General features: G+C 51.3%; 22 protein-coding genes. 11 read left to right on the top strand and 11 right to left on the bottom strand.

The features are described 5' to 3' along the window. The first annotated feature begins 61 nt into the window (after positions 1-61). Positions 62-562, top strand: a complete 501-nt coding sequence (locus tag LVQ77_RS04370) for a GlcG/HbpS family heme-binding protein (protein WP_232864326.1) — start codon at positions 62-64, stop codon at positions 560-562. Between the two features lie 444 nt (positions 563-1006). Here the strand turns inward: LVQ77_RS04370 and LVQ77_RS04365 are convergent, their stop codons facing one another. Further along, a complete protein-coding gene (locus LVQ77_RS04365; protein ID WP_232903789.1) occupies positions 1007-1528 on the bottom strand; it encodes a GNAT family N-acetyltransferase in 522 nt (173 codons plus the stop codon). Between the two features lie 76 nt (positions 1529-1604). Further along, positions 1605-1940, bottom strand: coding sequence for an anti-adapter protein IraP (iraP, locus tag LVQ77_RS04360; RefSeq protein WP_232864329.1), 336 nt, complete (start codon positions 1938-1940; stop codon positions 1605-1607). Between the two features lie 447 nt (positions 1941-2387). Between iraP and sufA the strand changes: the two genes are divergently transcribed. The 7 genes from sufA (at position 2388) to ldtE (ending at position 9064) form a co-directional block, all read left to right on the top strand. Beyond that, positions 2388-2756 carry a Fe-S cluster assembly scaffold SufA gene (gene sufA, locus LVQ77_RS04355; RefSeq protein ID WP_232903788.1) on the top strand — a complete coding sequence of 123 codons (369 nt, stop codon included), beginning with the start codon at positions 2388-2390 and terminating at the stop codon, positions 2754-2756. 8 nt (positions 2757-2764) lie between these two features. Beyond that, the gene (gene sufB / locus LVQ77_RS04350) at positions 2765-4249 is read left to right on the top strand and encodes a Fe-S cluster assembly protein SufB (protein WP_232903787.1); all 1485 of its coding nucleotides are present in this window, start codon (positions 2765-2767) and stop codon (positions 4247-4249) included. A gap of 16 nt (positions 4250-4265) precedes the next feature. Then, positions 4266-5012, top strand: a complete 747-nt coding sequence (sufC, locus tag LVQ77_RS04345; RefSeq protein ID WP_232864332.1) for a Fe-S cluster assembly ATPase SufC — start codon at positions 4266-4268, stop codon at positions 5010-5012. Continuing rightward, complete coding sequence (gene sufD / locus LVQ77_RS04340; protein ID WP_232903786.1) at positions 4987-6267, top strand: Fe-S cluster assembly protein SufD; 1281 nt, start codon at positions 4987-4989, stop codon at positions 6265-6267. The genes sufC and sufD overlap by 26 nt, the downstream gene beginning before the upstream one ends. After that, positions 6264-7484: a cysteine desulfurase SufS gene (sufS, locus tag LVQ77_RS04335; RefSeq protein ID WP_232903785.1), complete on the top strand. Its 1221-nt coding sequence runs from the start codon at positions 6264-6266 to the stop codon at positions 7482-7484. Before sufD ends, sufS begins: the two co-directional genes overlap by 4 nt. 13 nt (positions 7485-7497) lie before the next feature. After that, positions 7498-7914, top strand: a complete 417-nt coding sequence (sufE, locus tag LVQ77_RS04330; protein ID WP_232903784.1) for a cysteine desulfuration protein SufE — start codon at positions 7498-7500, stop codon at positions 7912-7914. Positions 7915-8014: 100 nt separating this feature from the next. Beyond that, a complete protein-coding gene (gene ldtE / locus LVQ77_RS04325) occupies positions 8015-9064 on the top strand; it encodes a L,D-transpeptidase LdtE (protein WP_232864336.1) in 1050 nt (349 codons plus the stop codon). Between the two features lie 74 nt (positions 9065-9138). On the opposite strand, the gene LVQ77_RS04320 is transcribed toward ldtE, so the two are convergent. The 3 genes from LVQ77_RS04320 to ynhH form a co-directional block, all read right to left on the bottom strand. Beyond that, on the bottom strand, positions 9139-9375 hold the full coding sequence (locus LVQ77_RS04320) for a major outer membrane lipoprotein (protein ID WP_034455915.1): 237 nt from the start codon (positions 9373-9375) through the stop codon (positions 9139-9141). Positions 9376-9682: 307 nt separating this feature from the next. Continuing rightward, positions 9683-11095 (bottom strand): pyruvate kinase PykF, encoded by a 1413-nt coding sequence (pykF, locus tag LVQ77_RS04315; RefSeq protein ID WP_034455914.1) that lies wholly within the window; start codon positions 11093-11095, stop codon positions 9683-9685. Then, positions 11092-11298 carry a protein YnhH gene (ynhH, locus tag LVQ77_RS22460; protein ID WP_503489109.1) on the bottom strand — a complete coding sequence of 69 codons (207 nt, stop codon included), beginning with the start codon at positions 11296-11298 and terminating at the stop codon, positions 11092-11094. The genes pykF and ynhH overlap by 4 nt, the downstream gene beginning before the upstream one ends. A 291-nt stretch (positions 11299-11589) precedes the next feature. Here ynhH and LVQ77_RS04310 point away from each other — a divergent pair, with 291 nt between their 5' ends. Next, positions 11590-11796 (top strand): hypothetical protein, encoded by a 207-nt coding sequence (locus LVQ77_RS04310; RefSeq protein WP_064518370.1) that lies wholly within the window; start codon positions 11590-11592, stop codon positions 11794-11796. A gap of 58 nt (positions 11797-11854) precedes the next feature. On the opposite strand, the gene LVQ77_RS04305 is transcribed toward LVQ77_RS04310, so the two are convergent. The 6 genes from LVQ77_RS04305 to LVQ77_RS04280 all read right to left on the bottom strand — a co-directional run bounded on the left by LVQ77_RS04305 (position 11855) and on the right by LVQ77_RS04280 (position 17992). Continuing rightward, positions 11855-13021 (bottom strand): cupin domain-containing protein, encoded by a 1167-nt coding sequence (locus LVQ77_RS04305; protein ID WP_232903783.1) that lies wholly within the window; start codon positions 13019-13021, stop codon positions 11855-11857. An 11-nt stretch (positions 13022-13032) separates the two neighbouring features. Then, a complete protein-coding gene (locus LVQ77_RS04300) occupies positions 13033-13824 on the bottom strand; it encodes an HpcH/HpaI aldolase family protein (RefSeq protein WP_232903782.1) in 792 nt (263 codons plus the stop codon). Continuing rightward, on the bottom strand, positions 13821-14552 hold the full coding sequence (locus tag LVQ77_RS04295) for an alpha/beta fold hydrolase (protein WP_232903781.1): 732 nt from the start codon (positions 14550-14552) through the stop codon (positions 13821-13823). The genes LVQ77_RS04300 and LVQ77_RS04295 overlap by 4 nt, the downstream gene beginning before the upstream one ends. After that, complete coding sequence (locus LVQ77_RS04290; protein WP_232903780.1) at positions 14549-15316, bottom strand: SDR family NAD(P)-dependent oxidoreductase; 768 nt, start codon at positions 15314-15316, stop codon at positions 14549-14551. Before LVQ77_RS04290 ends, LVQ77_RS04295 begins: the two co-directional genes overlap by 4 nt. Beyond that, positions 15316-16647 carry a histidinol dehydrogenase gene (gene hisD, locus LVQ77_RS04285; protein WP_232864342.1) on the bottom strand — a complete coding sequence of 444 codons (1332 nt, stop codon included), beginning with the start codon at positions 16645-16647 and terminating at the stop codon, positions 15316-15318. The genes LVQ77_RS04290 and hisD overlap by 1 nt, the downstream gene beginning before the upstream one ends. 94 nt (positions 16648-16741) lie before the next feature. Beyond that, positions 16742-17992: an MFS transporter gene (locus tag LVQ77_RS04280; protein WP_232864343.1), complete on the bottom strand. Its 1251-nt coding sequence runs from the start codon at positions 17990-17992 to the stop codon at positions 16742-16744. 281 nt (positions 17993-18273) lie between these two features. On the opposite strand from LVQ77_RS04280, the gene LVQ77_RS04275 reads away from it, so the two are divergent. Further along, positions 18274-19344 (top strand): LacI family DNA-binding transcriptional regulator, encoded by a 1071-nt coding sequence (locus LVQ77_RS04275; protein ID WP_232903779.1) that lies wholly within the window; start codon positions 18274-18276, stop codon positions 19342-19344. After that, the gene (locus tag LVQ77_RS04270; protein WP_232903778.1) at positions 19341-20312 is read left to right on the top strand and encodes a nuclear transport factor 2 family protein; all 972 of its coding nucleotides are present in this window, start codon (positions 19341-19343) and stop codon (positions 20310-20312) included. Before LVQ77_RS04275 ends, LVQ77_RS04270 begins: the two co-directional genes overlap by 4 nt. Positions 20313-20351 lie beyond the last annotated feature (39 nt).

Raw genomic sequence — 20351 nt, 5'->3', positions numbered from 1 at the left:
CAACCTGGTTCGCTACCTTAACTCTCGTTAATTAATCACAACCGAGTTGAGGGAAGAAACCATGAAAAAATCCATCCTGTTAGCCGCTGCTCTTTTCAGCACTGCCGCAGCAATGCCTGCGTTTGCAAGCAATGTTCTGACCGAAAAAAATCTCTCTCTCGAGTTTGCCGATAAGCTCGCACAGAGTGCCATTCAGGCCTGTAGCGCCAAAAATTACAATGTCGCGGTAACCGTTGTTGACCGTGCAGGCGTTGTGAAAATCGTTAAGCGTATGGATAACGCAGGCCCGCACACCGTTGAAGCCAGCCGTATGAAAGCCTATACCGCACTGACTACAAAAAATACAACTGGCGATGTTATGAAGAGTGCACAGGATAACGCTGGTGCGCAGAACATGCGTGATATCCCAGGTTTCTTATTATTGGGCGGTGGGATCCCAGTGAAAGTTGATAACCAAACCATCGGTGCCATTGGTATTGGCGGTGCGCCGGGTGGCCACTTGGATCAGCAATGTGCCGTTGATGCGTTAGAGGCAAATAAAGTAGCCCTCAACGCTTCCTGAAAGCGAATTTCATGATGTTGCAGGCGTATTGTGGAGTGTAATGTCATGTATAAAAGCACTTGTGCAACATATTCTCCTTTGCTCCTCTTGAGATTTTTTGTCAAAATAATGTATTCAGCGTCAAATACTTTGCGTATTACACGGACGTTTTTTATACATTGATGAGAAGTAAGGGAGTTAAAATGAAGTATATGTTCGCGCTTATGTTGAGTCTGACATTATCCGGGTGCACCGCGAGTGATTGGGTAGATGCTGCTGGTGGGATAATGCAGGCTACTGATAAAAATGAAAAAGATTCAAGAAATAAGCGCATAAAAGCGGCTAACAAAGCTGCGGGTTATTAAGATTTAAACAAACTGTGAAAGCGGATTAAATAACTCCTCTTCTGGCTGTATTGAGTAAGAAGAGGAATATTGATCATGTTAATGGCGTCTGAAAAGCTGATTATTTTTCGTATAAGCGTTCTAGCTTGAAGCACTCCGCTCCTTTATATAAGCACTCATCATAAATACGGTAACCGATATGTTGAGCAACGCGAATTGATGCTGGGTGATGTTTCACAATCAGGCACACAGTTTTGACTGGCGAAAACGAATCGACATACCAATGGTGTGCGGCATCGGCAGCTTCTTTTGCAATCCCTTGGCCCTGGGCAGCGCTTGTAATAACCCATGAAGCTTCAGCGCATTTATCAAACTTCTCATCAACACTACGATGAAAATTAGCCAGCCCCGTTTCCCCTAAAAAAACACCATCAGATTTTTGGAAGATGGAGAAGATCCCGAATCCAAATGTTGACCAGTGCCCGATGTTTCTCAAAATACGATTCCATCCCTCTTCCGGTGTAAAACCTGGAGAATTGGTCACATGGAAAATTTGAGGGTCTGCATACATGGGCAACCAAACATCAAAATCTGCAATGGTTTGAGGACGTAAAATTAATCTTTCGGTTTCAATGATTATCATCTACTTATCTTTTTTATAGGGTTGTAACTGTATTCCAAGCAAAAGGCTAAAAGGGTGACTTCTGGCCGGGGTAAACTCATTCAGCAGCTGTTTCGCCAGGCATACTTCTCAGAGCTTCAAGATCAATCTCAGCATCGTTTGTTTCCAGCAGTTGTGTTAACAAAAGAAGGTTATTGAATTCATTTAAAAGTATCTCGGCATCAGTCTTCAGGGGAGTATCAGCCGCGTCTAAAGCCGCATTGATTGCTTTTCTGACGTTCTCCAACATTTCATTCATACCGCCATTTTTACCAATGGTCAGTAACAATGCGCCGATAAGCAGAGACTGAGCTTCGACTTTTGCCGCCAGTTGCTTTGCTTCGGCATCCATTTTAGAAATTTTTGCTATCACACCCAGTATCAAGTTTTTCATAAAAGCCCCATTTCTAGCCAGATAACCCCTAAACAAAATCAGGGGGAGATGTATTTGATGAAAATGAAAATAGCCTAAGTTGTGACTGTGCACCACTCCACCGGGTGAACATGCTATGCCAGGCGTTTATTACAAATACTCATGTATGCATTGCCGATGGAGATCATCGTGCTCCTGGGGCCACCAATCGCATAAATCGGTATTCTCTATACATCTTTTACTTTCTATCACCTAAGCTTTCTTATTCCAGTTAAATGCTCTTAATTTCATTGAGTTAAATAGCTCATTTCACCGCCTGCAAGACTTTCAGCAGGGTCTATCCTTAGTTAAGACGCCTAAAAATAGCGCATTTCGTGAATACCCCTGTTATCAGGATGTTGTATTGATAATAGTTATCATTAACATAGGGTATTAGCCTTTGGGCGGCAAAACATAAAGAGGTGAACTATGGATGTGCAAACCGGTAGCTTCGATCCCAGTGAATTTGCCTGGAAGGGACTGACGTTAACTCCTGATGCTGCTGCTCATATTCGCAAACTGGCAAGCCAGCAGCCGGGCTTCCTAGGTGTGCGTTTGGGCATTAAACAGACCGGGTGCGCGGGTTTCGGCTACGTGCTGGATACCGTTAAGGAACCTAAGTCTGACGATCTCCTTTTTGAAATGGACGGCGCAAAGTTGTGGGTTCCACTTTCAGCGATGCCGTTTATCGACGGAACGGAAGTCGATTATGTGCATGAAGGATTAAACGAAATATTCAAATTCAACAACCCGAAAGCCCAGCACGAATGTGGCTGTGGTGAAAGCTTTGGGGTGTAGGCGGGATTATGTCACGTAACACTGAAACGTCTGAAGAAGTGCAAACCTGGGCGGGAAGCCATTCCTATAAAGAAGGCTTTTTCACCCAGCTAAAAACCGACGAAATGGCGCACGGCATCAACGAAGATGTGGTGCGGGCAATCTCTGCGCGGCGCAATGAACCTGAGTGGATGCTGGAGTTTCGCCTTAGCGCCTATCGCGCATGGCTTGAAATGGAAGAGCCGCACTGGCTGAAGGCCCATTACGATAAGCTTAACTATCAGGATTACAGCTACTACTCTGCGCCGTCGTGTGGCAGTTGCGATGACAATTGTGAATCGCAACCTGGCGCTGTCCAGCAGCCAGGCAGCAACGCGTATCTGACAGGTGAAGTGGAAGAAGCTTTTAAACAGCTCGGTGTTCCGGTGCGCGAAGGTTCTAATATCGCCATGGATGCAATTTTTGACTCCGTATCTGTCGCCACCACTTATCGTGAAAAACTTTCCGAACAGGGGATTATTTTCTGCTCCTTCGGCGAGGCGATTCACGAGTTTCCTGACTTGGTGCAAAAATATCTTGGCACCGTGGTGCCGAGCAATGACAACTTCTTTGCCGCACTAAATGCCGCAGTCGCCTCCGATGGCACTTTTATTTATATCCCAAAAGGCGTGCGCTGCCCGATGGAGTTGTCGACCTATTTCCGCATTAACGCCGAGAAAACCGGCCAGTTTGAACGCACTATTTTAGTCGCCGATGAAGGCAGCTACGTCAGTTATATCGAAGGGTGCTCGGCCCCGGTGCGCGACAGCTATCAGCTTCACGCTGCCGTCGTGGAAGTCATCATTCATAAAGATGCCGAAGTGAAATATTCCACGGTGCAAAACTGGTTCCCGGGGGATGGCAACACGGGCGGTATTTTGAACTTTGTGACCAAGCGTGCGCTGTGCGAAGGGGCGAACAGCAAAATGTCCTGGACGCAATCAGAAACCGGTTCGGCAATTACCTGGAAATACCCGAGCGTGATTCTGCGTGGCGATAACTCCATCGGTGAATTCTTCTCGGTGGCGCTAACGGCAGGGAACCAGCAGGCCGATACCGGTACCAAGATGATCCACATCGGCAAAAACACCCGCTCGACGATTATCTCGAAAGGCATCTCCGCCGGGCACAGCCAGAACAGCTATCGCGGGTTGGTGAAAATCATGCCGACGGCGACCAACGCCCGTAACTTTACGCAGTGTGATTCGATGCTTATCGGCCCGGACAGTGGCGCGCATACCTTCCCGTACGTTGAATGCCGCAACAATACAGCCCAACTCGAGCACGAAGCGACGACATCGCGCATCGGTGAAGACCAGTTGTTCTATTGCCTACAACGCGGGATAGCCCAGGATGATGCGATTTCAATGATCGTCAACGGGTTCTGTAAAGACGTGTTCTCGGAATTGCCGCTCGAATTTGCGGTGGAAGCACAAAAATTATTAGCGATTAGTCTTGAGCACAGTGTTGGTTAAGGATTAAGGGAAAATTATGCTGAGCATTAAAGATCTACAGGTAAGCGTTGAGGACAAAGAGATCCTGCGCGGTTTAAGCCTTGAAATAAAACCGGGCGAGGTGCACGCCATTATGGGGCCGAACGGCTCCGGGAAAAGTACGCTTTCTGCAACGCTTGCCGGGCGCGACGACTATGAAGTGACCGGTGGTGAAGTCCATTTTAAAGGCAAAGATCTGTTGGAATTGTCACCTGAAGATCGCGCGGGTGAAGGCATCTTTATGGCGTTCCAGTACCCGGTAGAAATTCCCGGCGTCAGCAACCAGTTCTTCCTGCAAACCGCGCTGAATGCGGTGCGCGAATATCGCGGGCTCGAAGAGCTCGACCGTTTCGATTTCCAGGATTTGATGGAAGAGAAGATCAAATTACTGAAAATGCCGGAAGATTTACTGACACGTTCGGTCAACGTTGGTTTCTCTGGCGGTGAGAAAAAACGTAACGATATTCTGCAAATGGCGGTGCTTGAACCCGAGCTTTGTATTCTTGATGAGTCCGATTCCGGGCTGGATATTGATGCGCTGAAGATCGTTGCTGAAGGGGTGAATTCCCTGCGTGATGGCAACCGTGCGTTCATTATCGTCACGCACTACCAGCGCATTCTTGACTACATCAAACCTGATTTTGTCCATGTGTTGTATCAGGGGAAAATTGTGAAATCAGGTGATTTCAGTCTGGTGAAACAACTGGAGGAGCAGGGTTATGGCTGGCTTACCGAACAGCAGTAACAGCAACGCCCTGCAACAGTGGCACCACCTGTTTGAAACACAGGGCGAGAAACGCAGCAAAGAAGCTCAGGAACATATGCAGCAAATGCTGCGCCTGGGGTTGCCGACGCGCAAAAATGAAAACTGGAAATACACCCCGCTGGAAGGGTTGCTCAATAACCAGTTTGTCTTGCCTGCGCCTGATGAATTGACTGAGGTTCAACGCGATGCGCTGGCGCTGTCAGTGGATGCGTGGCGGCTGGTGTTTGTCGATGGGCGCTTCAATGCGCAATTGAGTGACGATTTAACCCACAGTGGTTTTGACGTGACAGTGGATGAAACTCGCGACTTTCTACCGGCGGCAGTACAGGGCGAAGTGTTTTTGCATCTGACTGAAAGCCTGGCTGAAACGGTGACGCATATACGCGTGGCACGTAATCACAGCCCAGCGAAAGCACTGTTGCTGATGCATATTAGCCGGGGTAGTGAGCAGGGCGAGATGAATACCGCGCATTATCGCCACCACTTGTCGCTTGGTGAAGGCGCTAAGGCAAAAGTGATTGAGCATTACGTCAGCCTTGATGAGCACGCCCATTTTACCGGGGCGCGTTTTACGGCTGAAGTTGGTGCAAACAGCCAGTTGCATCATGACAAATTGGCTTTTGAAAACGCTCAAAGCTACCACTTTGCTCATAATGATTTAATCATTGGTCAGGATGCGGCGGTTGAAAGCAGCAGCTTCTTGCTGGGAGCCGCGGTATTACGCCACAACACCAGTACTCAATTAACCGGCGAGAACACACAACTGCGCATGAACAGCCTTGCGCTGCCAATTAATAACGAAGTGTGTGACACCCGCACCTGGCTTGAACATAACAAGGGTTACTGCAACAGCCGTCAGCTGCATAAGACGATTGTCCGCGATAAAGGCCGCGCAGTGTTTAACGGCATGATCAAAGTGGCGAAGCACGCGATTAAAACCGACGGGCAGATGACCAACAATAACCTTCTGTTGGGGCGTCTGGCGGAGGTAGATACCAAGCCGCAACTGGAAATTTATGCCGACGACGTGAAATGCAGCCACGGTGCCACGATTGGCCGTATTGACGACGAACAGATGTTCTATCTGCGCTCGCGCGGGATTAAAGAGCTGGCCGCACTTCAAATGATTATTTTTGCCTTTGCCGCAGAGCTTACGGAAAGCATTCGTGACGAGGCATTAAAACAGCAGGTTCTGGCACGAATCGGCCAGCGCTTTGCAGGGGGCGATGCATGAGTTTTTCCATAGAACGGGTACGCGCTGATTTCCCGATTTTAAGCCGGGAAGTGAATGGGCAGCCGCTGGTCTATTTAGACAGTGCTGCCAGCGCGCAAAAGCCGCAGGCGGTGATTGATGCCGAGCTGAATTTTTACAGCCATGGTTATGCGGCGGTACATCGCGGTATTCACACATTGAGTGCTGAAGCCACGCAGCTTATGGAGAACGTGCGTAATCAGGTGGCAGGCTTCATTAATGCACGAACCCCGGAAGAGATTGTCTTTGTGCGTGGCACCACCGAAGGGATCAACCTGGTTGCAAACAGCTGGGGGCGAGCCAATATCCAGGCTGGTGACAACATCATTATTTCCGCGATGGAGCACCACGCCAATATCGTGCCATGGCAAATGCTCTGCGAACAGACGGGTGCGACGCTGCGCGTTATTCCGCTTAATCAGGATGGAACGTTGCAGCTAGATGTGTTCCCGACGTTGATTGATGAGCGCACAAAACTGCTGGCTATTACTCAGGTTTCGAATGTACTGGGTACGGAAAACCCGGTACGTGAGATGATTGCCACTGCTCATCAGGCTGGCGTAAAAGTGCTGGTGGATGGCGCACAGGCCATCATGCACCATGCCATTGATGTGCAGGCGATGGATTGCGATTTCTATCTTTTCTCCGGTCACAAAATTTATGGACCGACGGGGATTGGCGTGTTGTATGCGCGTGAAGAAATCCTGCAAAAGATGCCGCCATGGGAAGGGGGCGGGTCAATGATTGCCAACGTCAGCCTGACGGAAGGCACCACTTATGCCGCAGCCCCGTGGCGTTTTGAGGCGGGTACGCCAAACACTGCCGGGATTATCGGACTGGGGGCCGCTCTACGCTACGTAGAAAGCCTCAATCTTGCCGAGGTGAGCGAGTATGAGCACTCTCTGATGCGCTACGCACAGCAGGCGTTACAAGCGGTTCCCGATTTAACCATCTACGGGCCTGAACATCGTCTTGGGGTTATCGCCTTCAATCTCGGTAAACATCATGCATATGACGTGGGAAGTTTCCTCGATAATTACGGCATTGCAGTGCGCACCGGCCACCATTGTGCGATGCCGCTGATGGCGTTCTACAAAGTGCCGGCAATGTGCCGCGCTTCATTTGCTATGTACAACACCGAAGAAGAGGTGGATCGCCTGGTGGCTGGTTTACAGCGGATTCATCGCCTTTTGGGCTAACAGGGAGCAAGCCATGGCTACGTTGCCAGATAAAGAAAAACTGCTGAAAAACTTTAGTCGGTGCAGCAATTGGGAAGAGAAATATCTCTACATCATAGAGCTGGGCGCGCGCCTCCCGGAGTTGCTGCAAGCTGAGCATAAAGCAGAAAACATTATTCAGGGCTGTCAGAGTCAGGTATGGATTGTTATCCATCAACAGCCTGATGGTGTAATTACGCTTGAGGGTGATAGCGATGCCGCGATAGTCAAGGGGCTGATTGCTATCGTATTTATTCTCTACCAAAAGATGACTGCGCAGGATATTGTCGCGTTTGATGTGCGCCCCTGGTTTGAGAAACTTGAACTGGCTCAACATCTTACCCCCTCGCGCTCGCAAGGGCTTGAAGCAATGATCCGCGCTATTCGTACCAAAGCCGCCAATCTTAGCTAAACTCAAAGAACAGCTTTCATCCTGTTAACGCGAGGTAATTTCATTGCCTCGCATGGCTTTCAGCATTCCGGCATTCAGCCGGTGAATACAGGAATTCAGTATGAAACGCGCGTTCTCTCAAATAACATTATTTTTAATTAGCGCTCTGGCGGCAAGCCAGTCGGCGTGGGCTGTCGATTATTTACTCCCGCCACCGGGCAGTCGGATAATCGGTGAGAATCAAACTTATATTGTGCCTAATGACGGTAAAAATCTCGAAACAGTCGCTGCAAAATATAATACCGGCGTGTTACTTCTTCTTGAGGCGAATAATACCGTTGACCCATTCCTGCCTAAACCCGGCAGTGAACTGACTATTCCTTCACAAATGCTCCTCCCCGATACGCCACGTGAGGGAATTGTTATTAACCTTGCTGAGTTACGGCTCTATTACTATCCGCCAGGACAGAATCGTGTTGAGGTTTATCCATTGGGGATTGGTCAGCTGGGGCGTGAAACCCCCGTGATGGTGACCCGTATCAGCCAAAAGATCCCAAATCCAACCTGGACACCAACTGCTAACATTCGCGCGCGCTCAGCGGCTCAAGGCATTACGCTGCCTGCTGTGGTGCCTGCGGGTCCAAATAACCCGCTTGGGCGTTATGCTCTGCGCCTCGAGCAGGGCGGGGGTGAATATCTGATTCATGGCACTAATGCGCGTAACAGTATCGGTTTGCGTGTGAGTTCGGGTTGTATGCGTATGCGAGCGCCAGATATTAAAGCGTTATTCAGCCAGGTCGCCTGGGGCACGCGTGTGCAAATCATCAATGAACCGGTGAAATATAGCATTGAGCCGGATGGCCGGCGTTTTGTGGAAGTACATCAACCGCTGTCGCGCAACGATTGGGAAAACCCACAAACGGTCCCGATTGCCATTTCAGCCTCGTTCGGTTCGTTTATCGACAACCCGATGAGCGACAAGGCGCAGGTTGATAGTGCCATATCACGGCGAGCGGGTTATCCGGTACTGGTGAATGCACCGCAGGGTGTGCCGTCGCAACCGGTCAATATCACGCCTATACAGAGCGTCAGGACGACGACAGGCAGTGCGCCCGTAACAAGTAGTGGTGCAAGTGTGATAAGTGGGCAAAGCAGCGTGGTGATGAATTAGCGGGGTATTTTGAGTTGCAGGAATTTCAGGCAAAAAAATGGCGCACAATGTGCGCCATTTTAATACAAGTACTCTTACTTACGGTAAGAGTGAGCTTGGTTGTCCAGACGCTGGTTAGCGCGTGCTGCGTCGTCTTTAGCAGCTTGAACGTCAGAACGCATTGCGTTCACGTCGTTGCTCAGCTGGTCAACTTTAGCGTTCAGAGTCTGAACGTCAGAAGACAGTTGATCGATTTTAGCATTAGAAGAACAACCTGCCAGCATAGTAGAAGCCAGGATTACCGCGCCCAGTACCAGTTTAGTACGATTCATTATTAATACCCTCTAGATTGAGTTAATCTCCATGTAGCGTTACAAGTATTACACAAACTTTTTTATCTTGAGAATAAATTTTTGATGGGAATGCACTTAAATTTGATCGTTCGCTCAAAGAAACACCGAACCGGGGCTAAAATCTAAAAAAAATAGAAAAAACAGAGGATTTTAATCGGATTCATCTTACTAAATTGCGACTTAAATAGAGCAAGCCGATTTGCTTTTTAGTGCAGATTGTCTATTTAACCGAATAAAAAAAGCGCCCGAAGGCGCTTTTTAAGCAAATTATTCGTTCACAGGAAATTTACAGTACGTGAACAGACGCAGTATTGGTGGTGCCACTTGGTACCAGAGCACCAGAAACCATCACTACGATGTCGCCTTTACGAGCCAGACCGCTCTCCAGTGCAACTTCTTTACCCAGACGGTAGAAATCATCAGTAGATGCGATTTCTTTCACCAGCTGAGGAACAACGCCTTTGCTCAGAACTAACTGGCGAGCAGTTACTTCGTTGGTGGTCAGAGCCAGGATAGTTGCGTTAGGGAAGTATTTGCGCACAGCTTTAGCAGATTTACCGCCTTGAGTCGCAACAACAACAACTGGAGCATCCAGTTTTTCTGCAGTTTCTACTGCACCACGGCAAACTGCTTCAGTGATACGCAGTTTACGGCTGTCTTGATTGTTATCCAGACGGCTGGTCATCACGCGGTCAGTACGCTCACAGATGGTAGCCATGATGGTCACAGCTTCCAGTGGGTATTTACCTTTAGCAGACTCACCAGACAGCATTACTGCGTCGGTGCCGTCGATGATGGCGTTAGCCACGTCACCAGCTTCTGCACGGGTAGGGCGTGGGTTTTTGATCATGGAGTCGAGCATCTGAGTTGCAGTAATAACAACTTTACGAGCGCGAACACATTTCTCGATCATCATCTTCTGAGCGAAGATAACTTCTTCAACTGGGATTTCAACGCCCAGGTCACCACGAGCAACCATGATGCCGTCAGAAGCTTCGAGGATTTCGTCGAAGTTGTTCAGGCCTTCCTGGTTTTCGATTTTGGAGATGATCTGGATGTTTTCGCCGCCATGAGCTTTTAAGTGTTCACGGATTTCAACAACGTCAGAACGTTTACGGATGAAGGACGCAGCAACGAAGTCAACGCCTTGCTCGCAACCGAACACCAGGTCTTGCTTGTCTTTTTCAGCCAGTGCTGGCAGTGCGATGGAAACGCCTGGCAGGTTAACGCCTTTGTTTTCGCCCAGGTCGCCGTTGTTCAGTACTTTACAAACAACGTTTTTGCCTTCGATTGCAGTCACTTCCATACCGATCAGACCATCGTCTACCAGTACGGTGTTGCCCACGCTCAGGTCGCTGGTGAAACCTTCGTAAGTTACAGCAACGATATCGCTGTTACCCACAACAGTTTTGTCAGTGGTGAAAGTAAAGGTCTGGCCCGCTTTCAGGGAGACGTCGTTGCCGCCTTCCAGTTTGATTGTGCGAATTTCAGGACCTTTGGTGTCCAGCAGGATAGCTGCTTTCTTACCAGACTTTTCCATCACGTTGCGCAGGTTCTTGATACGCTGACCGTGTTCTTCATAGTCACCGTGGGAGAAGTTCAGACGCATAACGTTCATGCCAGCATCAAGCATTTTGCTCAGCATTTCTTCGGATTCGGTTTTTGGACCGATGGTGCAAACAATTTTAGTCTTTTTCATGACAGTCTTATCTGTAAGTTGAGAAGGATTGTGAAAATTCGGTTCCGGTCGATACGGGCGCCGGAGCGCAAACTAAAGCTGGTATTGTTCATGTGCCACCCGGTAAGGATAGGTGACAGAAATAAAGCGTGCAGAGGAAAGTGTGCTTGCGGTTCAGCCTGCCGGGGATATTGATTGCTTTCTAGTATATTAGGACAGTTCAATGCGCTGAAACCATTCAAGTCAAGACGCGCACATTATAGAGGTAACTTGCACCGAAAGGAATTGAAAACGCTGTTTCAAATTCAGAATGCACATAAATACAGCGAGGTGTTATCGGTGGGTTACAAAAACATGAATGAAATTGGTGGGCAAAAACGGATAAATCAATTTTTTCCTGAGAAGAAAATTTACTTAAAATATATTTGTATAATATAATATTTTTTTGAATGAGTTAATCAACAACCAGGCAGTTCTCCTCATTCAGTGTTTTTATTTAATGAAGAAAAAGATTAATGATTAAGTTTATGGTTCCTGCTGTCATCGCTGTTGCTTTTTTTGTTGCTTGTGGGAATGCCCCGGCGAAACGGATTGCGCAATGTGAGAACCACGGCAACAGTGACGGTGTTTGTGCTGCGCAAGAATGGGACTTTTCCATGGAAAGCCCATTCCCCGATAACGACCTCTCAACGCTTGCGAGCCGCGTAACCGCTCAGAAGTAAGCCGTCACGCGGTTTCTTTCAGCCGCCATGCATCCCTGCAATATAATGAGAAGCTCGCCTACAACGCGCGAGCTATTTTCTCACCCGCCCGGCGTGCGGTTACAGGCAAAATACTTGCCGTAGCCACATAGCCGTCGGGATCGAGACAGCGATCCCGCGCCAGCGCCTGCTCAATAATTTCTACATCCCAGTAGATTTTTTTACGATGATCGCCCTGCGTCGTCAGCGTCGCTTCCATCACGCCGTCAACCGCGCGGTATTTACGCCAGCTCCCCGCAGGCACGGAAATCACTGAACCTTCTTCAGCCACAATCGTCACTTCTTCGCCAGGGCGATTCCACGTCACTTCCAGCGTCCCTTTAAACACCATCAAAACCTGAACATCCGGGCAGCAGTGCAGGCCAATGTGATTGTCGTGCTGAATGCGCAACCACTCCACGGAGAACCCGTGCGGGTTAAGCATTGGCGGCGTGTTATGCAGATCTTGCGAAACTCCGTAGCCAATCACCGGTGCTATTTCGCCACCGTGACCCGGCAAAACCGAATCCAGCAGCGCATTTACCGACCATTTTCGTTGTTCGCCCGTCACCGCTCGCTGGCTCATTTCCTCAACCGAATAATCGCGCAGCGCGGCGATATGCTCCGCGCCCAGCGGCTGTAACAAATCGGCTTCGTCAGGGACTTTTCCCCCGGCTTCCACATCAATCAGCATATTATCGCGGCTCAGATACAGGCCGTATTCGCTAGCCGCGTCGAGAATCGACGGATGCCAGATAATCCCGCCGGTGTTATTACCGCCCAATACGGTGAACACCATGCCGCAGGTATCCGTTGGGCTGACGTTGGTAAAGCCACGGAAAATCCACGTCGGAATCGACAAAATCGCCGGAGCGCTAAATTCTGCCTGATGCTCGCCGTTAGCGCCCCAGCGGAAACGCCAGCTCCCTTCATGAATCAAAAACACTTCGGCAGTGAAATGCAGATGCAAATTATTGGTCACGCCTTTTGGCATCGCCGCCGCACCGATATTAAAACCGTGCGGCTCGGGAATATTCACCACCTGCGAAGCCGACTGAGTCACGCCTGGGCCAATAAATGAATAGTTTTGTTTGAGGTGCGATCCCGGCAACTTGCAGTCAATAAATGCCACGCTACAGGAAACGCGATCTTCAGGGCGCACCAGACGGCGCTGGGCTTCTTCCTGGGTCAGAGTGATGGTTTGCATAATGTTCTCCATTAATATCCAGATGCGCCACTGGCTGGCGGGGTTTCACCGCGCGCGGCGGCGATAGCGGTACGTGACGCGCTGCCAAGCTGCATAACGTCATTCGCCGGAGTGACGAAGTTAAAGCCTTGGGCAATGCGATTCGCGGCGGCCTGCCCGGAAGTACAAAAAATCCCGGCGAGCTTGTTATGGGCGCGACAGCGGCTGAGCACTAACTCAATCGCCGCCAGCATTTCCGGGTGTTGAGACTCGGCGCTCGCGCTGCCGGTGAGCGTTAAAGAAAGGTCGTTCGGCCCGATAAACACGCCATCCAGCCCGTCGGTATCGAGAATCGCATTGAGGTTTTGCAGCCCTTCGCGGGTTTCAATCATCGCCAGCGTCAGGATCTCTTCGTTGGCATACTGCGGATAATCTTTGCCGCCGTATAAAAGGGCGCGCGCCGGGCCAAAAGAGCGGTTGCCAAGCGGCGGGTAGCGGCAGGCTGAAACAAACTGCTGGGCTTGTTCAGGCGTTGAAATCATCGGGCAGATAATTCCCCAGGCACCCGCATCAAGCAGACGCATAATTTGCGCCGGTTCGTTAGTGTTCACGCGCGCCAGCGGAGTGGCAGGCGTCGCGGAAATCGCCTGCAGCATCGACAGCGCGCTGGCGAAATCAATCATGCCGTGCTGCATATCGACGGTGACCGAGTCATAACCCTGATGCCCGACGATTTCGGCGCTGTAGCCCGATGGGATCGCCAGCCAGCCGTTAATAACCGGTTGCTGCTGGCGAAAGGCCGCTTTGAGCGGATTTTTTCTCATAATGCTGACTCCTGTATCCAGTTGCGCAGGGCGATTGCCACTAACTGCGGTGATTCAAGGGGGAGGAAATGACCGCTTTCCGGCAGCGTTAACCAGCGGGATTGCGGGGCGGCAGCGGCAGCCGCCTGATGATGCTGTGGGGTACAAATGGCGTCATAAGCGCCGTTGATTATCAGAATCGGCGCGGTAAAAGCGGCCAGCGCTGCGCGATGATCATCGCGGGAAATCGCCACTTCCGTCTGGCTTGCAAAAACGTCGAGGCCGCATTCCTCCGCCATCTGAACAACCTTTTGATGAAGTGCCGCGTCATCCAGACGATGCGGCGCGACATACTTCGCCCACATATTTTTAGTGAGCCACGATGCGATCCCCTGGCTTGCCGCTTCCTTTATTGCCGCCCGGCGCGTGGTCGCATTTTCCGGCAGATCCCGCAGCGGGTTGATGGACAACAACGCCAGCCCGGCAATTCGCTGCGGCGCCTGCGCCACCATTTCCAGCGCGACCATCGCGCCGAGGGAAAATCCCGCCAGGCAGAAACGTGGCGGTAGTACCTCAAGCAATTGCTTTGCCAGCGCGTGAGCAGAATCGCCGCCGCTGAGCGTGACGCAACTATAATTCGCGACATTCAGCTGCTCGACGAGCGGCTGCCACAACCGCCCATTGCACAGCGTTCCGCCGAGCAAAATCAGCGGCACATCATGATTTTCCAGCAAAGGCGAAGTATTCATGTTGCCGTCCATCCGCCGTCGACCATTAACGACGTGCCGGTAATCATTGCCGCAGCAGGCGAGGCGAGAAACACAACCGGCCCCATCACATCTTCCAGCGTTCCCAGCCGTTTCAGCTTAATGTTATCCAGCACGTATTGACTGAAAGCAGGATCGGCCAGATTGGCGCGCGACAGTTCAGTTTCAATAAACGTCGGGCACAGCGTATTCACGCGAATGCCCGATTCGCCAAGCTCCAGCGCCATAGTTTTGGTCAATCCTTCGAGGGCAAACTTCGACGCACAATAGACGCTGCGCTGCGGCCCGCCGACATGGCCCATCTGCGAGGAAATATGAATGATTGAACCGGCGACCTGGCGCAGCTTCATGCTGCGGGCGACTTGTTGACTCACAAAGAACGTGGCTCGCAAATTCAGCGCCATCACCGCATCAAAATTATCTTCGCTGACCTCAAGGAACGGCTGGTGGCGCGCCAGCCCGGCGCTGTTTACCAGAATGTCGAAGCCCGGTAACTCCGCCAGCGTTTTGCCAACCTGCGCGGTATCGGTAATATCCAGCGCCACGCTGTGTAATTGCAGGCCTTCTGCAGCGGCACTTTTGACCGCCTCGTCAAGCTGTTCGGGCTGGCGGGCGATAATCCACACCTGCGCACCGGCACGCGCCAGCGCGATGGCTGCGGCAAAACCGATGCCACGGGAGCCGCCGGTGACTAACGCCCGCTGGCTATCAAGGCGAAATTCCGGTGTGCAAGGAAGCGCCATCATTACGATGCCTTCTCGATATCCACCGCCGGAACGGTGCCTGCGTAAGGCACATCCTGATTGCCGTAGCGGCGCACGCGAATATTGGCCTGTTCCGCATGGCCGGAAAAACCTTCCAGCTGGCACAGGCGCGAGCAGTAGCTGCCAATTTCCGTGGAGGCTTCATCGCTCAGCACTTTCTGCCAGGTGCAGGTTTTCATGAATTTTCCGACCCACAAACCGCCGGTATAACGCGCGGCTTTCTGCGTTGGCAGGGTGTGGTTGGTGCCGATGACTTTATCGCCATAGGCGACGTTGGTGCGCGGCCCGAGGAACAGCGCGCCAAAGTTGGTCATGTTGGCGAGGAACCAGTCGTCGCGGGTAGTCATCACCTGCACATGTTCGGAGGCGATGCGGTCGGCTTCCTGCAACATCTCTTCGTAGCTGTCGCAGACAATCACTTCGCCGTAGTCGCGCCACGCCTGGCGGGCAATTTCCGCGGTTGGCAGCTGCGTCAGCAGGCGCTCAACTTCACGCATCGTTTCCTGAGCCAGTTTCAGCGAGTTGGTGAGGAGAATGGCCGGAGTCGTCACGCCGTGTTCGGCCTGGCCGAGCAGGTCGGTGGCACACATTTCGGCATCGACACTTTCATCGGCAATCACCAGCGTTTCCGTTGGCCCGGCGAACAGGTCGATTCCCACGCGGCCAAACAGCTGACGTTTGGCCTCCGCCACAAATGCGTTACCGGGGCCGACCAGCATATCGACAGGCGCGATAGTGTCGGTGCCGAGTGCCATCGCGCCAATCGCCTGAATCCCGCCGAGCGCGTAGATCTCGGTTGCACCCGCCATTGCCTGAGCGGCAACAATTGCCGGGGCAGGGCGGCCATTAAACGGCGGAGCACAGCTAATAATGCGCGAACAGCCCGCGACGTTGGCGGTAATAATCGACATATGCGCGGAGGCTAATAGCGGATATTTACCGCCTGGCACATAACATCCGACGGCATTAATCGGAATATTCTTGTGGCCGAGAATAACGCCGGGGCGCGTTTCAATTTCCAGATCCGTCAGGCAGCCTTTTTGCGCCGTGGCAAAGTTGAAAACTTGCTGCTGGGCAAATTCAATATCTTTAATATCCTGGCGGCTTAACTGTTTAATGCAGGCATTAATTTCACTTTGCGATAAACGGTAATCCTGGCGGTCGTAATTATCGAACTTAATGGATAACTCACGAATCGCTTCGTTACCGCGTTGTTCAATATCTGCCAGCGTATTTTCAACCACAATACTGATTTGTTTATTGGCCTGCTGACGTTCAGATAAAGATTTACTGGTTTTTAAATATTGCGCCATGACGCTCTCCTTTCCTTTTATATGCGTAACTGTCCCGCCCGGCAAAGCGGGTGAATGGGTCGAATCGGATTAAATAAAGTGTGACGTATTACATTTACTGGCTGGTCTTATTGGCATATTCCTGTGCGGATGAAACTTTCGGCATATTTCTTTGTGTCGCTCTAATCTGGCGTTGCTCCACGCTGCGAGCCGCCATCGGCGTCAAGAATGCAGCCACCACGCAAAGCGCGCCAATCACCAGATAACCCGACGACAGATTAATATGTTGCAGCATTAAGCCCATGGCGACGGGGCCAATAAACATGCCGACGGAGTAAATGGTCTGGAACAAGCCCATGCGCGTGGACTGCTCATCTTCAACCGTGTTCACCACGCTCAACGACATAAACACCGCGAACGCCATGCCGAACGAGAAGCCCGCCATCGCCTGTAAGAAATAAATGAGATACATATTGCTGGTGAAGGGAATACCGATACTGGAAATCACCTGCAGAATAATGCCGATCACAGCGGTGTTCACCAGGCCCAGGCGCTTATAAAAGACCGAACTACACAGGGCGATAGCCAGCGCGTAGAAAATCAGATGAATATTGCTGAGCAGAGTCAGAATCCCCGCTTTTGCGCCGAGCTGCTGCGCGTAAATTGGCGTCAGCGTGTCGCGTGTCGCAAACGGCACGAGAATAACAATCGTCGCCAGTAAGCCGATAAACCAGACCGAGGGATCCGCCAGCTGGCGCTTTGCGCTGGTCAGGCAGGCTTTCAGCGTTGGTGCGCGGGCGGCATCGTGAATTTCTTTAATGCGGAAGGTCAGCACAAGCGCGAGCATTGCCGCAATGCTTGAAATAAAATAGCCGATGTTTTTATCAAAGAAGTGCATTAACAAACCGCCGATACAGTTGCCAAGGAACACGCCCAGCGGCCCGGCCAGTGCCAGTAAAGCAACGGCAGCGGGAGCGTCTTTCTTATCAAAGTAACGGATAAACAGAATGTTATAGAGCACCCAGGTGGCGGCCGTGAAACCATCGGCCGCTTTTGCCAGGTACAGCGTGGTGGCGTTAGGCTCGAAGTAAGCAATCGGCCAGGTCACCAGCGGCAGCAGCAGGCTGAACTGGATAAAGATTTTTCGGCTTTTTACCACATCGGACAAAATGCCAATCGGGAAGCGCACGAACAACGTTGCTAATCCGCTGGCTCCCATAATCATTCCCACCACTTCAGGCTGCATTCCTTCGCTGATTAACATCGGGGCGAGGAAGGCATCAATACTGTGGATGCAAATGAAGAACAGCACGCTAATGGTAAAAAACAGTCTGACTTCGGAACGACTAAAGAGTGCACGAAACATGTGGTGAACCTCTTAAATATTAATGGGTTGTAACCAATCAAGTACGGCATTAACCGGTGCAATCCTTTGTCGCTCACTTGCGTCACCGGTAAAATTGACGGCGTATTTTTTGTCTTCTGCATACGTATTCAAAAATTGAAGTTACGAAAAGGTTTCAATTTTGTAAAGGTCGATAGTGTAAATGTGAAAAAAATAATTTTGTCTGTTGCATACGCATGCAAAGATGGTGTAAGTATAAAAAACAGGCATTCCAGTGGGATGCGGACAAGGAATACCAGACCATGAAACGTAAGACTTTTGGCCCCGTGACTTCGCAGCAGGTGGCGCAAGTGGCGGGGGTGTCACAATCGGCGGTATCGCGAACCTTCACTCCGGGGGCGAGTATTTCGCCAGCCACCCGTGAAAAGGTGCTGAAGGCGGCGCGTGAGTTGGGCTATCGGCCAAATGCCATCGCCCGTTCACTGAACACCGCTCGCTCGCGCATCGTCGGCGTGGTGATGTCCTATTTTGATAACCAGTTTTACCCGCAGGTGCTTGAAGCGCTGGCACAGAAACTCGATGAGCTGAACTACCACTTGCTGCTGTTTGTGGGCGACCGCGACGGTAACGTCGACCGGATTTTTGACCAAATCATGCAATACCGTGTAGATGGTATTGTGCTGGCCTCGGTATCGCTTTCGGTTGAGCTTTCAGAAGAGTGTGTCGCCGCGGGTATCCCGGTGGTGCTATTTAACCGCAGTGAAGAAAATGCCACGGCGTCGAGCGTGAATACCGATAACCAAGCCGCCGCCCGGCAGATTGCCGAGTTTTTGCTGGCGGGCGAGCATCAGCGCTTTGCTTATGTCGCCGGGCTTTCCGATTCTTCGGTCAACGTAGCGCGCCAGAACGGATTTATCAGCACGTTAGAACGCAATGGGATCCAGAATGTGCGCGTGGTGCAGGGCGATTACGATGCCAAAACAACGGCGAAAGCGGCCTGGGAACTGTTTTCATCGCCCAATCCGCCGGATGCCATTTTTGCCGCCAACGACCATATGGCGCTCACCGTTATGGACGTCGCCCGCTTTGAGTTTGGCCTGCGCATTCCTGAAGATCTCTCGGTCATTGGCTATGACGATACCGGCCCGTCCGGCTGGCCATCTTATGCGCTGACATCGGCGTCGCAGCCCGTAGATGCCATGGTCAGCGCCACGTTAGCGCTGCTGATGAAACAGATTGAAAGTGAAAACATTGAGCCGGAACAGGTTGTGGTTCCCGGCGTGCTGGTGGTGCGACACTCCGCAAGGCGTCCACGCTCTGGCGTTATCGAAAAAGATGGGCTGTTTTTATTCCAGCCGCAGGAGGTTGAATGACCAGGTTGCCGGGCTTTAGCCCTCAGTTTGACTCTATCCAGCAGTTTATTTTGACGCTGACCCATGTGGTGTGGGAGCAAAAAGATATCGGCCAACTGGCGGATTTTTACGCCACGCCGGTGGTGTTTAACACCCCGGAAAGACAGCTCAATGACCTTTCACAGTTTATGCGCCTGACGCTCGAAGCGATGCACAGCTTCCCGCAGCGCACGGTATTGACCGAAGATATTCTCTTTTCCCATTCGCCGCAGTCGGAATATTACGCCGCCCAACGCACCGTGGCCTGTATTCAGCATCAGGGCGAAGGGTTCTTTGGTAAACCGAGTGGCAAATCTATTTGGGTGCGTACCTGGGCTGACCGCGTATGTGCAGAAGGCGCAGTGCGCCAGGAGTGGTTGTTGCAAGACCGCGCCGCCATCATTTTGCAAACCGGTGTGGAAGTGCGTGATTTTGCCCGCCAGCTGGCGGATGCACGCCGCGAAGCCGGGCTTGAAAATATCAGCGCCGAAGAGATGGACGCCCGTTGGGCTGGCGGCCCGGAAGGCGATGACGTCGACGGCCCATTAGCAGGGCTGGTGGAGCGCTATTTGTCGATGTGGGCGGGCGGGAACAGCGGCGTGGTGCCGGGGCTTTATCATCCTGCTGCTACATTGCACGGGCCGGGGCATGTGCTGTGCACAGGCGAGCAGGATATTGGCGGGTTCTTATCGGGCTATCGCGCCTCGTTTGCTGATAGCGAAACGCATCTGCACCATTTGGTGGTGCGCCGCGATGCAAACGAACCGGTACGCCTTTCATTACGTTGGTCGCTTTTAACCTGGCACGACGGTTATGGGAAATTCGGAACACCAACACGACGCCCGGTTTCTATTACCGGTATTAGCCAGCTGGAATTACGCGACGGTTTAATTATTCGTGAATATTTAGGTGTGGATGAATTAGCAATTTGGTCACAGATTTTTAATTAATTGCAATTAATTACTCATTAATAGTGGCGGGGATAAGCT

This window comes from Buttiauxella cochleicola, from assembly GCF_021282435.1.
Lineage (GTDB): Bacteria > Pseudomonadota > Gammaproteobacteria > Enterobacterales > Enterobacteriaceae > Buttiauxella > Buttiauxella massiliensis.
This window is presented reverse-complemented; position numbering and strand designations above follow the sequence as displayed.